The following is a 13464-nucleotide window of genomic DNA, read 5'->3' as shown; positions in this document are numbered from 1 at the left end:
AGCAACGCGAAGGGGATCCATTATTTCTTGATCTTGCGTTTGCTCCGGGGTCACCATTTTTCAAAGCATTATTACTTCAGCGGTACAATCCACATCGGAATCTGTTCGGACTCGGCAATTTTCTTAGCCTTATCCGTCTTCGGATCATAGCGGAAGTAGGCATTGCCATCCTTTTCCGTAGAGACCGCAAAGATCACCTTGCCATCGTCTTCCACATACTTGCCGTAGCTTGCCCAGCTCGAAGAATAATCGATCGGCAAAGCCTTGATCTTCTTCTTGGCAAGGTCAATCTGCACCGGCTTGCAAGTGTTATTGTGGTAGCTATCCATGTCCGTCCAGGCCTGTTGCAAATCGACCATCACGTTCAAGAAAGAATAGACATAGCCATTTTCCGACGGATACGTTGCCGGAGAGAGATACTTGAAGTTGCCCTTTGCCGTAATGTCCTTGATGCTAACTTCTTCGCTGACCTTCCAGATGTACTTTTCGTCGAACTTGGTTTCACCCACCTTGATACGGAGGAATCCATCAACCTGGCCCGGAGCGTAACCCCAAGAAGCGTTACTGTAGCAGTAAATGTAACCGTCAAGCACGGTGAAGGCCTGATTCTGGGAGTCATCCAAGGAACCCACGGCAGCAATGCGGTCGTCCTTGGCGACAGCAAGCACCTTGTCCTTCTTGACATCGATAATGGCAACCTGAGCTTCATTACCCGTGGCATAATCGTTCACATTCTGCAAAAAGCCCACATAAAGGCGACCGTCAACAATCACGCCAGTTCCCGGACTCACCACGAGAGCATCCTTATCCTTGTACTTGGAAAGGTCAATTGCGCCCGTCTTCTTCATGGTTTTCGGGTTGATGATGATCAAGGAATCGAGCATACCGCCCAAATAAGCCTTTTCTTCGTTGACAAAATAAATGTGGTTTACCCAAGTTCCCGGGAGAGAAAGCTTTGCCGTCACCTTGCCAAGCTTGTTGTTTTCGCCCAAGCTGTAACGGGAAATGGAACCAACATCCAAATCAGCGATGAACAAGGCATTGTCATAATACACAACGCCTGCACGCGTACCGACTTCAACAAAGTCCTTGCCCAAATCATCCGTATGGTCTAAAGACATCGTGCCGATAAACATCGTTTCACCGGTTGAAATGGAAGTCGCAAATTCGCGCTTGTAATCATCCGAATCAGAAGCGTTGCTCGAAGAATCGCTACCGCAGGCAGCAAAAATGCTTGCAGCAAAAGTAAGTGCAATCAGTTTTTTGTTCATACATGACTCCTAGTGTTATACACCTTTTTAAGATTCGAGCGCATTTTAGAAATCCCAAAAGACCGTCTCAACTCCAAATGGACTCAAACCAATCCAAAAAGTTAGATATGACTAATATAACCTTTAAAACAAGACCTCAATAAATTAAAATTGGTGCGAAAAACAAACAGAAGGTAACTATGAGTGTTTTCAAAAGATTAACACCTTATATGCAATCGCGAAAAATTTTATATCCGTTTGCACTTTTATTTTCATCACTGAGTTCCATCGCAGGGATCGCTCCCTTTATATATGTATGGCTCATCGTCCGTGAATTATTTGCAGATGCAAGCAAGATTTCATACGATATGGTCAAGCATTACGCTTTAATGGCCGTGATTTTCTCAGCCGCAAGCATCGTGCTCTATTTTTCAGCGCTCATCTGTTCGCACTTGGTGGCATTCCGCATCGAAGGCAACATCCGCAGAATCACCATGAAAAAGTTGCTCAAGCTCCCGCTTGGCTTTTTCGACAAGAATCCCACCGGACGCATTCGCAAAATCATTGACGACAATGCCGCCATCACGCACACATTCATGGCGCACGAACTCCCGGATTTGGCAGGAACCATCGTTGTTCCCATCGCCTCGCTCGTATTGATGTTCATTTTCGATTGGAGACTCGGCATCGCCTCCATCGTTCCGATTGCCTACGCCATTATCACGCTCGGTTCCAAGATGAACAAGAGCAAGGACTTTATGCAAAAGTACATGAAGTCGCTCGAAGACATGAACACCGAAGCCGTCGAATATGTGCGCGGCATCCCCGTCGTGAAAGTTTTCCAGCAAACGATTTTCTCCTTCAAGAACTTCTATAAGACAATTGATGATTACCATCAGATGGTCACTGCATATTCCAGCAGCTGGAAATTCATCATGTGCTCTTACACGACACTCATCAACGGCGTCGCCCTCATCCTTGTTCCAACGGCATTCCTTATTGCAACAAGTTCAGGCAACATCGCCGCAACGATTGTAGACTTGATGCTCTATGTTCTCGTGACCCCTGTATTTTCACAGTGCGTCATGCGCAGCATGTACTTGAGCCAAGCTGTCAACCAGGCAAAGCTCGCCATCGGCAGCATCGAATCGTTGACAAATTACCCAGAACTTGCTACACCGACAAATCCGCAAGAAGTCAGTCACTTTGATGTCGAATTCAAGAACGTAAGCTTTACCTACCCTGGCACAGAAAACGAAGTTCTTCACAACATTTCATTCAAAATAAAGGAAGGCGAAACAGTCGCACTCGTCGGTGCATCTGGCGGCGGCAAGAGCACCATCGCAAAGCTCGTCCCAAGATTCTTCGATGCAAACGGCGGTGAAATTTTAGTCGGCGGCGCGCCCATCAAGGAAATACCCCAAGAAGTCCTCATGAAAAACACATCATTCGTTTTCCAGAATACTCGACTCTTTAAGAAGAGTATTTTGGAAAACGTCCGTTACGGAACTCCTGAGGCTTCCATCGAAAGCGTCAACAAGGCACTCGATCTCGCCCAATGCCGCGAAATCATTGACCGCCTGCCCGAAGGCATCAACACCGTCATCGGCAGCAAGGGTACATACCTCTCCGGTGGCGAACAGCAGCGAATCGTCCTTGCCCGCGCCATTCTCAAGAACGCGCCGATCGTCGTTCTCGACGAAGCCACCGCTTTTGCAGACCCCGAAAACGAAAGCCTTATCCAGCAAGCATTGCAAACGCTTTCGAAGGGCAAAACAGTCTTGATGATTGCACACAGGCTCACAAGCATCGTGAATGCTGACCAGATTCTCGTCGTACAAGGCGGTGAAATCGTGGAACGCGGTACGCACAAGGAACTCGTCGAAAAGGGCGGCATATTCGCCAAGATGTGGCAAGATTATCAGCAGTCCGTCAGCTGGACTATCGGAGGCAAGAATGTATAATTGGATCAAGAATCGCTTTGTCCTCTCTGATGAAGGTACAAAAACATTTATCAAAGGCGTATTTTGGACAACGTGGCATTACCTTTCGTTAATGCTCCCGCTTTCGTTCGTGTTCCTGTTCCTCAAGGAATTCATGGCGAAAATGCAGAATCCGTCGGCAGAACCGCATAATTTCTGGGTTTACATAGCAATTGCGGTCGTCATTTACCTTGTCATGTACTTCATCTATGCGCTCTCTTACGACAGCACATACGAATCCGTCTATTCGGAATGCAAAAAGCGCCGCATCACGCTTGCTGAAAAGTTGCGCAAGCTCCCACTCGCCTTCTTTGGCAAAAAGGATCTTTCCGACTTGACTTCGACCATCATGAATGACGTAAACGCCCTTGAAATGATTTTCTCGCACGCCGTTCCTGAAATTTTTGCAGTCGCCGCGATGCTCGTTATCTGCGCAGTCGCACTCATCATTTACAACCCGTTGATGGCGGCAGCACTTTTGTGGGTTGCACCGTTTGCAGGATTGCTCATTTACCTTTCCCGCAAATTTCAATTCAAGAATTTCAAGCACACCTACAATGCCGCCCGCGTCATTACCGAAGACATTCAGGAAAGCCTTGAAAACATTCAAGAAATCAAGTCCTACTGCGAAGAAGAAAGCGTCTGCAAAGCATTAGATGATCACTCCAAATTTTATGAACGTTCCCAAATTAAAGGCGAGTTCATGTCTGGCGTCATCTTGAACGGCGCCCAGATTTTCTTGAAACTTGGCCTTGCATCCGTCCTCATCTTCGGTTCCATTCTCCTTGCACAAGACAAATTAAGCGTATTTGATTATCTCGTGTACATCGTCTGCGCATCGACAATTTACAGTCCCATTTACCTCGTTCTAAACAACATGACGGAACTCTTCTTCTTGGATGTTCGCCTCAAACGATTCAAGGAAATGGACGAGATGGAAGTCCAACGCGGCTCCACAAAGTTCGAACCCGCCGATTACGACATAGAATTCAAGAACGTTGATTTCTACTACAACGAAGAAAAGCAAGTTTTGAAGAAGGCATCGTTCACCGCAAAGCAAGGCGAAATCACCGCACTCGTGGGCCCGTCTGGCAGCGGAAAGACAACAGCCGCAAAGCTCGCCGCTCGCTTCTGGGACATTCAAGGCGGCACCATCACGCTCGGCGGCCAGGACATTTCGAGAATTGACCCCGAAACGCTCCTCAAGAATTTCTCCATCGTCTTCCAGGATGTCGTGCTGTTCAACACCTCCATCCGCGACAACATCCGCATCGGTAAACGCGACGCCACCGACGAAGAAATTCTACGAGCCGCAAAACTCGCGAACTGCGACGACTTTGTGCAAAAGCTCCCGCAAGGCTACGACACCGTCATCGGTGAAAACGGCGACACGCTCTCCGGCGGCGAACGCCAGCGAATCTCCATCGCCCGCGCCATCCTCAAGGACGCCCCCATCGTGCTCCTCGACGAAGCCACTGCAAGCCTCGACGTCGAAAACGAATCCAAGATTCAGCAGAGCATTTCGGAACTCGTGCAAAACAAGACCGTCATCATCATCGCCCACCGCATGCGCACCATCGCCAATGCGGACAAGGTCGTGGTCCTGCAAAACGGTAAGGTCGTCGAAACTGGCAGCCCCGCAGAACTCAAGGCAAAAGGCGGCCTCTTCGGCAAAATGCTCAAGCTCCAAGAAGTGAACTAGAACTCATTCAATAACCACCTACTAAATTGCCTCGGAGAAATCCGAGGCAATTTTCTTATATACACATAATCGAAAATTTAGTTCAATATTCGCAGGTAATCCATCCGACTATTCAAAATGCGGACAACAAGCACCTTCTCTGCTTCAATTCGATAGAAGACCAAGCAGCCAGCGACAGACAATCTTCTATACCGAGCAAGAGAATCAATTTTACCTTTCAAAGACCCACCAATTTCAGGAAAGATCGAAAGATTGTCGATTGCATCAAGTATTTCAAGAACCTTTTCGTTCGCAGCTTTGGGGCTGCCTAGCTCAGATTCTATATAAGCCTTGATTTCGTCCAAATCCGCAGAGGCTTTTGGCGAAAATACGACAGTGAGCATTTACACCTCGTATTTCTTTCGCACATCAGCCGCAGAAAGCCAACCACCCTGTTCAGCGGAGCGTTCACCATCGGCAAGAGCCTTCTGGAGCTTCAAAGCAGCAACCATCCGCTCGTATTCCTTAATGTCGATGACAACATAGCAGCCACGACCGTTCTTGGTCAAGAACACAGGAGATTCCTCAGATACATTCTGAAGTACCTCATTATAATTTCGCAAATCCGAGACAGGCAAGATACAGGGCATAAGAATCCTCCTCTCTCAAAATACATAATTTTAAGTAAAATTTCAAGCAGAATTTTAAGAATATTTATTTTCCGCATTCCACATAGGCCAAGCCAATACGGCCCTTGAGAATGCAATCCATCGTTATCGTCCAGCCATTTGCCGTTAAAAACGATTTGTATTCCGTATCTGTCCATTCGTGCACAAAGCGGACGCCGACCAAACTCAAAAGCTTTTGCCACAAGTTTCTTTTACCGTCAGCAGGGAATATAAAGTTCGGGGCAATGAGCATACCGTCATCTTTCAAGACTCGGCGTATTTCAGCAAGCGCCTTTGAGGGTTCCGGGATAATGTGGAGCGCATTTGCAATCACGACCACATCAAAAGATTTGTCCATGAAACGTAACGAAGTCGCATCAGCCACTTCAAAGCGCACGTTCTCCGGATTCTTCGCCTTGCGAGCCGTCTCGATCATTTTCGGCGCAAAATCAGTCGCCACCACATGATTCGCAAGCGGCGCGATATGCCGAGCAATCATCCCCGGACCTGTCGCCAGTTCAAGCACGTCCTTGCCTTGAGCGACCTCGCCAATCCGCCCATACATAAAATCATAAATGTTCTTCTGCGAGCGCATCGAGAATTCATAAACCGGCGCAAAGATATCCCAAATATTCTTACTCATCATTTTCTCCTAAAAAACGCACTCCCCTCATGACAAGGAAAGTGCGCTAACCGATTAAAACAAAATCTAGTTATTAAAAGTTTTGCGCAACCACAATCAGCTTACGCAATACGGCACCATCCACAAATTCAAACATCGTGCGGTAAGCGTTATCGCGGACCTCCTTGCGCGAAAGGAACAAGTCGTGCATACCATCCGTAATCGTAACGGTCGTGACGTCACCACCCAATTTCGGGGCCCACTTTTCAAGGAGTTTCACATCGAGCATGCAGTCGCACCGCATATAGTCTTCATTCCATTTGACATTGTTCACTGTGCAGCCGCTACGCATCATAAGGACAGGAGCCTTGATCTGCATTCCCGCATGAATCCACTTGATGCCTCTTTCCGTCGCACGGAGGAAACCGAAATACTGTTGAGGCCATTCATCGCTTTTCAATTCGCGATTAAATTCCCACTCGCCCTTTTCGCTTTTCAAAAGAGAAATGTTGTACTGGGGAGACTCCTGCGCAGGGGCCGCCATATCTGGGAAAAGGAGCGCAATATCCGAGAACACAGGAAAAGCCACATTGCGAACAAACCAGCTATTTTTATAATCCAGGAACGGGCTGTTCAAAACGAGAGCCGCAAAATCTTCGCTATTGCGTTCATTCAAATAATTCGGTGTAATCAATCCACCCTGCGAATGGCCGAGAATCACAAACGGCAATTTCGCTTCCGAGCCTTTTGCCACGATTTTCTTGCTGAGCGCTACAGCTGCATCCAATTCCGCATAGTATTCCTTGACGCTACGCATATCCGAACGCGGCTCGCCTTCGCTATACGAACGACCATTGTAATGCAAGTCAATGGCAAAGAAAGCGTATCCCGCTGAATCCGACTTTTCCGCAAGCTCTTCCTGGAAAAAGTAATCATTGTAGCCATGAACATACAAGATAATTCCACGAGGATTCGGTTCATGCGTCACCGTACGCGGGGAACTTCCGTAAGGATATTCAATCAGCGTTGCATGAAAATCTTTATCATACGGCTTTACATCAATCGGATAAACCTGATAAGGTTCGCCAAGTTCCGGATCCACCGTTTTCAACGGCAAGGAATAATCAATAATGGACTGCAATGTTGCAGCCGAGAGAGGCTTACTATACGCCTCATCCCGTTTCTTTTCCTTGCAGGCGGCAAGGCATGCATTCGCAGACGTCGTAAAGAGCAATACGGCAGAGGCCGCAACAACAAAAGACTTTATTCTATTCATGCGCTTACGATACAAAAAAGCAATCGATTGCGCTACTCCAATTAGACCTTCAAAACTCCAGCAAGCTTTTTGAAAATTCGCTCATTTTAATACTATCTTTTCACGCATGAGTCAACCCATTTTACCCATTATTCAAGGTCTTGCCATCCCGTTTTTAGGAACAGTTCTCGGTGCAGCCTGTGTATTCTTTATCCGTGGACAGATGAAGGAAAACCTCAAGCGCGGACTTTTGGCGTTTGCAGCAGGCGTCATGGTCGCAGCATCCGTCTGGAGCTTGCTCCTCCCAGCAATCAGCGCAAGCGAACATTTAGGCAAATTATCGTTCGCCCCCGCCGCAGTGGGATTCTGGGCCGGCATTTTATTTTTGTACATTTTGGACAAAATCACGCCACATTTGCATTTAGGCAGTAAAACGCCCGAAGGCCCGAGAGCAAAACTCAAGCGCACCACGATGCTTACGCTTGCCGTGACGCTCCACAACTTGCCCGAAGGCATGGCTGTCGGCATCGTTTTCGCAGGCTGGCTTTCTGGAAATGTCGCCATCACACTTTCGGCAGCATTCGCGCTATCCATCGGTATCGCGATCCAGAACTTCCCCGAAGGAGCCGTCGTTTCGCTCCCGCTAAAAGCCGAAGGCGCAACGCGCAAAAAAGCATTCGCACTCGGAGCGTTCTCCGGAGCCGTCGAACCTATCGGCGCATTGATCACCTTAATCGCTGCTGAAATTCTTTCGCCGTTCATGCCCTACCTGCTCTCGTTTGCCGCAGGCGCAATGATTTACGTTGTCGTAGAAGAAATGCTTCCCGAAGTGAGCGAAGGCGACCACTTTGACGCAGGCACCATCCTCTTCGCCGTCGGCTTCACGCTCATGATGGCGCTCGACAGCGCACTGTAACCGCTACAGTTCAATTTTGGGTATGGCAACTAATCCTTGATTTCGTTATCAATTGGCTTTAAAACACGACAAGGATTGCCGACAGCCACAACATTCGGCGGAATATCGCGAGTCACAACACTCCCCGCCCCGATTACACTTCCTTCGCCAATCGTTACGCCAGCACAAATGGTGACATTCCCTGCAATCCAGCAATTATCCCCGATAGTAATCGGCTTTGCATATTCATTATTCGCAAGTGTTCCGTCGGACTTCTTGAACATGTTGCGTTCCTGCCAGCGGAGCGGATGCAGAGGCGTGTATATGGAGACATTTGGACCAATAAAGACATTCTTGCCGATAGTGACGGGAGCACAATCGAGAACGGTAAAGTTGAAGTTCGCGTAGGTATTTTCACCAATTCGCGTATTCACACCATAGTCGAAGAAAATCGGTCCTTGCAGATAAACACCCGGCTCTCGCTTAACGAACAGTTTGTCCAAAATACTTTCGCGTTCGTCGTCCGTCTCGTCGAGATTGTTATAATGACGGCACAGAGTGTGCGCAGTTTGGCGCAGTCTCACGAGTTCTGCGTCGGAAGGGTCGTAAAGTTCGCTTGCAAGCATCTTTTCTTTTTCAGTCATTTTGTTTCCTCCAATTCCGCTTTTTGTCATTCCCGGCTCGACCGGGAATCTCCGCTTATCCTCCGTCATTGCAAGGAACGTAGTGACGAAGCAATCTCTAATTAGATTCTAGTTCCGCTTTCAAAAATTTAAGGAACTGCGCGGCGGGTTTGCTGAACACAGGATTCTTTTTCCACACGACCACGAGACCGCTCGTGCGAATTGGCGTGAACGGCACGAAGGCGAGTTTGCTTTTGCCACCCGTATTTACGAGACCTTCCAGCGTAAAAGCCGCACCAAGTCCCTGCTCCACGAATATCGCCGCATTATAGATTAAGTTGTAAGTCGCGATGACTTTGAGTGAATGAATGTCGCGCCCGAGCTGTCCCGAGAATTCCCGCATCATCATAGTCTGCCGAGAGGCAAGCAGCGGAATATTTTCCAAATCGTGAACCGTCACAAATCCCTTTTTCGCAAGCGGATTGTCCTTGCGCACAAGCAAACCCCACGTGTCCCTTGCAGGGAGTTCCACAAACTCATATTTCGACTTGTCAACGGGTTCCACCAAAAGCCCAAAGTCCAGAAGCCCCTGGTCTAATTTTTCGGTCACATCTTGGGCATTGCCGCTGGTGATGTGCATACAAATTTTCGGATGTTCTTTTTGCATGCGCTTGCACGCCGCCGCGATAATGCTAAACGCTTTCGTTTCGCCACCACCGATATACACGTCGCCGACAACTTCCTCCTTGCTCGATTCCGCAAATTCCTTTTGCGTGTGCTTCACGAGTTCCATGATTTCCTGCGCACGCTTCTTGAATCGCAATCCCTCTTCGGTCAGTGTCGTCTTCTTGTTGCTGCGTACAAAAAGTTGCGCCCCGATTTCTTCCTCGAGTTCCTGCATCTGGCGCGAAAGCGTCGGCTGCGTCACAAAGAGCACATTGTTCGCCGCCTGCGAAAAACTCTCCTGCTCGGCCACCGCCAAAAAGTATTTAAGAGTCCGTAGTTCCATGCAAATGTCATTCCCGCCTCCGAGCGGGAATCTCCTTTTATATAATATACTTTATTATGCCTTGAAAGCATAATGACCAACAACAAATAAGTAATTGTTATTGCATGGGAAATTAGTTATATTACAGACATACGATGAACCCGAAAAAAAAGAAAATCATGATTACCGCCATTGCCCTTTCTGTGCTGTTTATCCTGGGTGACGCGGGCGTGCTGTTCCTGAGTCAGGAAAAGTTTGGACATGTGCCGCGCGGCGAGCGCCTGGAGCGTATCAAGAAGTTCTGCTTGAGCAAGCATTCGTGTTTCGAACCTCTCAAAAATGCAAAAAAGGCCGCCCAGGAATCGGGCAAGCCCGTGCTTATGCCGCAAATCGGCGAAGTTGTGTATTTGGAATAAGTTGGGGCGCATTATGGAATATACGCATCACTACGATTCTTCGATTGGCGGGATTACGATGGCGTCTGACGGCGAAGCATTGATCGGCTTGTGGTTTGACGGACAGAAATACTTCGCTGATGTACTGGATACGGAGCACGAAGAAAAAACGCTCCCGATATTTAAGCTGACCGACAGATGGCTCGATATCTATTTCAGCGGCAAAGATCCTGATTTTACGCCGCCGCTGAATATGAAAACGACCGCTTTTCGTAAAAGAGTATGGGAGATTATGCTGACAATCCCATTTGGAAAAACTATGACTTATGGTGAAATCGCAACTGTAATTGCGAAGGAACGAGGGCTTTCTCAGATGTCTGCACAGGCTGTCGGAGGAGCGGTCGGGCATAACTCTATATCTCTGATTATTCCTTGTCACCGAGTAGTAGGCACAAACGGAAGCCTGACAGGGTATGCGGGCGGTATCAATAAAAAAGTCCAACTTCTGCAATTGGAGAAGTCTGACATGAGCCGCTTCTTTATTCCTCCAAAAGAACCGCAATGCATTTTGTGATTTCAAGGAAAACGCTCTGTTTATTCATTTTTACTCCTATAAACGCGAAAAAGGCCGCTCAGGAATCGGGCAAGCCCGTGCTCATGCCGCAAATCGGCGAAGTCGTGTATTTGGAATAAATTTACCGATCCTGTTGGGTCGGTTTCTTTTTATACGCACCTATGCTTAAAAGGCATAACAAGCCATAATAAATAAGTAATTGCTATTACATAACGGATTAGGTATATTATAACCATACGAATAATTTTGTTCATGGTTTTTATCTTTTTAGCCGCTTGCTCAAGCGATGCGGCGTCTACCCCGACGCAAGTTGATTCGAAGGCCAATTCGGTGCAAACGGATAAATCATCAGCAACAACGGAATCTCCGATGAAACTAAAAATCCGCGTGAACGACACGACTTTTACGGCAACACTTGAAGACAACTCTTCGGCGAAGGCTTTGGCGGAATTCTTGCAACAGGGAGAAATGACTTTGGACATGCATGATTACGGCAGTTTTGAAAAAGTTGCCGACCTACCCAAAAGTTTTCCGCGCAATGACAAGCAAATCGATACAGATGCAGGCGACATCATTCTGTATCAGGGAAATTCGATAACCATTTATTACGACAAGAATTCCTGGAACTTTACACGGCTTGGGAAAATTGACAATGTGAACAAAAAACGCCTCAAGGAAATTCTTGGCAAGGGGAATGTGACCGCGACATTCTTCGTGGAGTAACCATTATGAAAAACGTTCTAGTGATTTCGAGCAGTCTGCACAACAAGAGCAATTCCGAGGCGATGGCGCAGGAATTTGCGAAGGGAGCAAAAGAAGCCGGCAACAAGGTGGATTTCGTTTCGCTGCGTGGCAAGAAGATTGCGTTTTGCATGGGTTGCCTTGCTTGCCAAAAGAAGGGCAAGTGCGTCATCAACGACGATGCGAACGCCATCACCGCGAAGATGAAGAAAGCCGAAGTCATTGTTTTTGCGACACCGATTTACTATTACGAAATGAGCGGTCAGCTCAAGACCATGCTTGATCGAGCCAATTCGCTTTACTCGAGCGATTACAAGTTCCGCGAAGTGTATCTGCTCGCTTCTGCCGCCGACACCGACAAGAAGGCGATGAATATCGCAAAGCGCGGCATCAGCGGATGGATAGCCTGTTTCGACGGCGTAAAATACAAGGGCGGCATTTGTGCCACCGGTGCCGAGAATCCCGGTGATGTCAAGGAGCGCCCGACATTCCTGAAAAAAGTTTATACGATGGGAAGCAAAGTTTAACAACAAGGGAGAAAATCATGAAATCCAAAATTTTGACCGCGGCGTTTGCCGTACTCACCGCAGGTGCTCTAATAGCCTGCAACCCCGAAAAAGAAAACAATGCTGCGCAAGGAGCAGTAAAGACGGTTGCACCAGCAACAGAAAACGCAGCAGCACAGTCCGCACAAGAAGCTGCAAAACCCGCACCGGAGAAAGATATGAACAAACTCACACTCACCACCGAATGGGACAAGGTTTTCCCGCTGAGCGAAAAGGTGGAACATTCCAAGGTCACCTTCAAGAATCATTTTGGCATTGAACTCGCCGCAGACCTTTACATTCCTAAGGACACGACACTCAAGGTAAATGGCAAGTTCCCGGCAATCGCTGTTTCGGGGCCATTCGGTGCCATCAAGGAACAGTCTTCGGGACTTTACGCGCAGCATATGGCTGAACGCGGATTCTTGACCGTCGCTTTTGACCCGTCGTTCACTGGCGAATCGGGTGGCGAACCGCGCTATATGAACAGCCCGGACATCAACACCGAAGATTTCATGGCATCTGTGGACTTCCTTTCGACTCGCGACGATGTCGACCCGGAACGCATTGGCATCATTGGCATTTGCGGCTGGGGCGGCATGGCAATCAATGCTGCCGGAATCGATACCCGCGTGAAGGCGACCGTCGCTTCAACCATGTACGACATGAGCCGCGTCACCGCCAATGGTTACTTTGAATCCGCCAACAGTGCAAAGGCACGCAACGAAATGCGCAAGGCTTTGATGGCACAGCGCACCAAGGAATTCAAGGAAGGCAAATACGAGCTCGCCGGCGGCGTGGTGGACCCGCTCCCGGCTGACGCACCCTTCTTTGTGAAGGATTACTATGACTACTACAAGACTCCGCGTGGCTACCACAAGCGTTCGCTCAACAGCAACGGCGGCTGGATCAAATCGGCAGGCACATCACTCCTAAATACGAAACTGCTCGCCTACGCCAATGAAATCGAAAGCGCAGTTCTCGTGATTCACGGCGAAAAGGCCCACAGCCGCTACTTCAGCGAAGGCGCATTCGAAAAGATGACCGGCAAAAAGGTCAAGGTTCCCGCAAAACTCGATGCAAGCAAAAACTGGAGCATGACCGTCGGCAACAAGGAACTCCTGATTATCCCGGGCGCAGTCCACACCGACCTCTACGACGATGTGAACGGCAGAATCCCTTACGACAAGATGGAAGAATTTTTCAAGACGAATTTGAAGTAAGTGTATATCACAAAATAAACTC

At 48.2% G+C, this 13464-nt stretch carries 15 protein-coding genes; 8 read left to right on the top strand and 7 right to left on the bottom strand.

Features of this window, described 5'->3' with window-relative positions; translation table 11 throughout:
• Positions 1-71 precede the first annotated feature (71 nt).
• Positions 72-1271 carry a hypothetical protein gene (locus ACJMM9_RS15090; RefSeq protein ID WP_405328749.1) on the bottom strand — a complete coding sequence of 400 codons (1200 nt, stop codon included), beginning with the start codon at positions 1269-1271 and terminating at the stop codon, positions 72-74.
• A 179-nt stretch (positions 1272-1450) separates the two neighbouring features.
• Here ACJMM9_RS15090 and ACJMM9_RS15085 point away from each other — a divergent pair, with 179 nt between their 5' ends.
• A complete protein-coding gene (locus ACJMM9_RS15085) occupies positions 1451-3214 on the top strand; it encodes an ABC transporter ATP-binding protein (protein ID WP_405328746.1) in 1764 nt (587 codons plus the stop codon).
• The gene (locus ACJMM9_RS15080; RefSeq protein WP_405328743.1) at positions 3207-4934 is read left to right on the top strand and encodes an ABC transporter ATP-binding protein; all 1728 of its coding nucleotides are present in this window, start codon (positions 3207-3209) and stop codon (positions 4932-4934) included. The genes ACJMM9_RS15085 and ACJMM9_RS15080 overlap by 8 nt, the downstream gene beginning before the upstream one ends.
• 77 nt (positions 4935-5011) lie before the next feature.
• On the opposite strand, the gene ACJMM9_RS15075 is transcribed toward ACJMM9_RS15080, so the two are convergent.
• The 4 genes from ACJMM9_RS15075 to ACJMM9_RS15060 all read right to left on the bottom strand — a co-directional run bounded on the left by ACJMM9_RS15075 (position 5012) and on the right by ACJMM9_RS15060 (position 7479).
• Entirely contained in the window at positions 5012-5317 is a 306-nt protein-coding gene (locus tag ACJMM9_RS15075) for a type II toxin-antitoxin system RelE/ParE family toxin (protein WP_405328739.1), read from the bottom strand.
• Positions 5318-5563, bottom strand: coding sequence for a type II toxin-antitoxin system prevent-host-death family antitoxin (locus ACJMM9_RS15070; protein ID WP_173387885.1), 246 nt, complete (start codon positions 5561-5563; stop codon positions 5318-5320). It lies immediately after the preceding gene.
• Between the two features lie 64 nt (positions 5564-5627).
• The gene (locus ACJMM9_RS15065) at positions 5628-6224 is read right to left on the bottom strand and encodes a class I SAM-dependent methyltransferase (protein ID WP_405328735.1); all 597 of its coding nucleotides are present in this window, start codon (positions 6222-6224) and stop codon (positions 5628-5630) included.
• A 73-nt stretch (positions 6225-6297) separates the two neighbouring features.
• On the bottom strand, positions 6298-7479 hold the full coding sequence (locus ACJMM9_RS15060) for an alpha/beta hydrolase (protein ID WP_405328733.1): 1182 nt from the start codon (positions 7477-7479) through the stop codon (positions 6298-6300).
• 106 nt (positions 7480-7585) lie between these two features.
• Between ACJMM9_RS15060 and ACJMM9_RS15055 the strand changes: the two genes are divergently transcribed.
• Positions 7586-8374 carry a ZIP family metal transporter gene (locus ACJMM9_RS15055; protein ID WP_405328730.1) on the top strand — a complete coding sequence of 263 codons (789 nt, stop codon included), beginning with the start codon at positions 7586-7588 and terminating at the stop codon, positions 8372-8374.
• 29 nt (positions 8375-8403) lie between these two features.
• Here the strand turns inward: ACJMM9_RS15055 and ACJMM9_RS15050 are convergent, their stop codons facing one another.
• Both ACJMM9_RS15050 and ACJMM9_RS15045 read right to left on the bottom strand, forming a co-directional pair.
• Complete coding sequence (locus ACJMM9_RS15050; protein ID WP_405328727.1) at positions 8404-8997, bottom strand: sugar O-acetyltransferase; 594 nt, start codon at positions 8995-8997, stop codon at positions 8404-8406.
• 97 nt (positions 8998-9094) lie between these two features.
• Entirely contained in the window at positions 9095-9985 is an 891-nt protein-coding gene (locus ACJMM9_RS15045) for a LysR family transcriptional regulator (protein WP_405328724.1), read from the bottom strand.
• A 134-nt stretch (positions 9986-10119) separates the two neighbouring features.
• Between ACJMM9_RS15045 and ACJMM9_RS15040 the strand changes: the two genes are divergently transcribed.
• The 5 genes from ACJMM9_RS15040 to ACJMM9_RS15020 all read left to right on the top strand — a co-directional run bounded on the left by ACJMM9_RS15040 (position 10120) and on the right by ACJMM9_RS15020 (position 13442).
• Positions 10120-10380 (top strand): hypothetical protein, encoded by a 261-nt coding sequence (locus ACJMM9_RS15040; protein ID WP_405328721.1) that lies wholly within the window; start codon positions 10120-10122, stop codon positions 10378-10380.
• Positions 10381-10393: 13 nt separating this feature from the next.
• Positions 10394-10933 (top strand): methylated-DNA--[protein]-cysteine S-methyltransferase, encoded by a 540-nt coding sequence (locus ACJMM9_RS15035; RefSeq protein WP_405328718.1) that lies wholly within the window; start codon positions 10394-10396, stop codon positions 10931-10933.
• A gap of 252 nt (positions 10934-11185) precedes the next feature.
• Complete coding sequence (locus tag ACJMM9_RS15030; protein WP_405328715.1) at positions 11186-11656, top strand: cyclophilin-like fold protein; 471 nt, start codon at positions 11186-11188, stop codon at positions 11654-11656.
• Positions 11657-11661: 5 nt separating this feature from the next.
• Positions 11662-12201, top strand: a complete 540-nt coding sequence (locus ACJMM9_RS15025) for a flavodoxin family protein (RefSeq protein ID WP_405328713.1) — start codon at positions 11662-11664, stop codon at positions 12199-12201.
• A 17-nt stretch (positions 12202-12218) separates the two neighbouring features.
• On the top strand, positions 12219-13442 hold the full coding sequence (locus ACJMM9_RS15020; protein ID WP_405328710.1) for an alpha/beta hydrolase: 1224 nt from the start codon (positions 12219-12221) through the stop codon (positions 13440-13442).
• Positions 13443-13464: the final 22 nt, after the last annotated feature.

Origin of the sequence: Fibrobacter sp. (assembly GCF_045112255.1) — a bacterium.
In the GTDB taxonomy this organism is placed as follows: Bacteria; Fibrobacterota; Fibrobacteria; order Fibrobacterales; family Fibrobacteraceae; genus Fibrobacter.
This window is presented reverse-complemented; position numbering and strand designations above follow the sequence as displayed.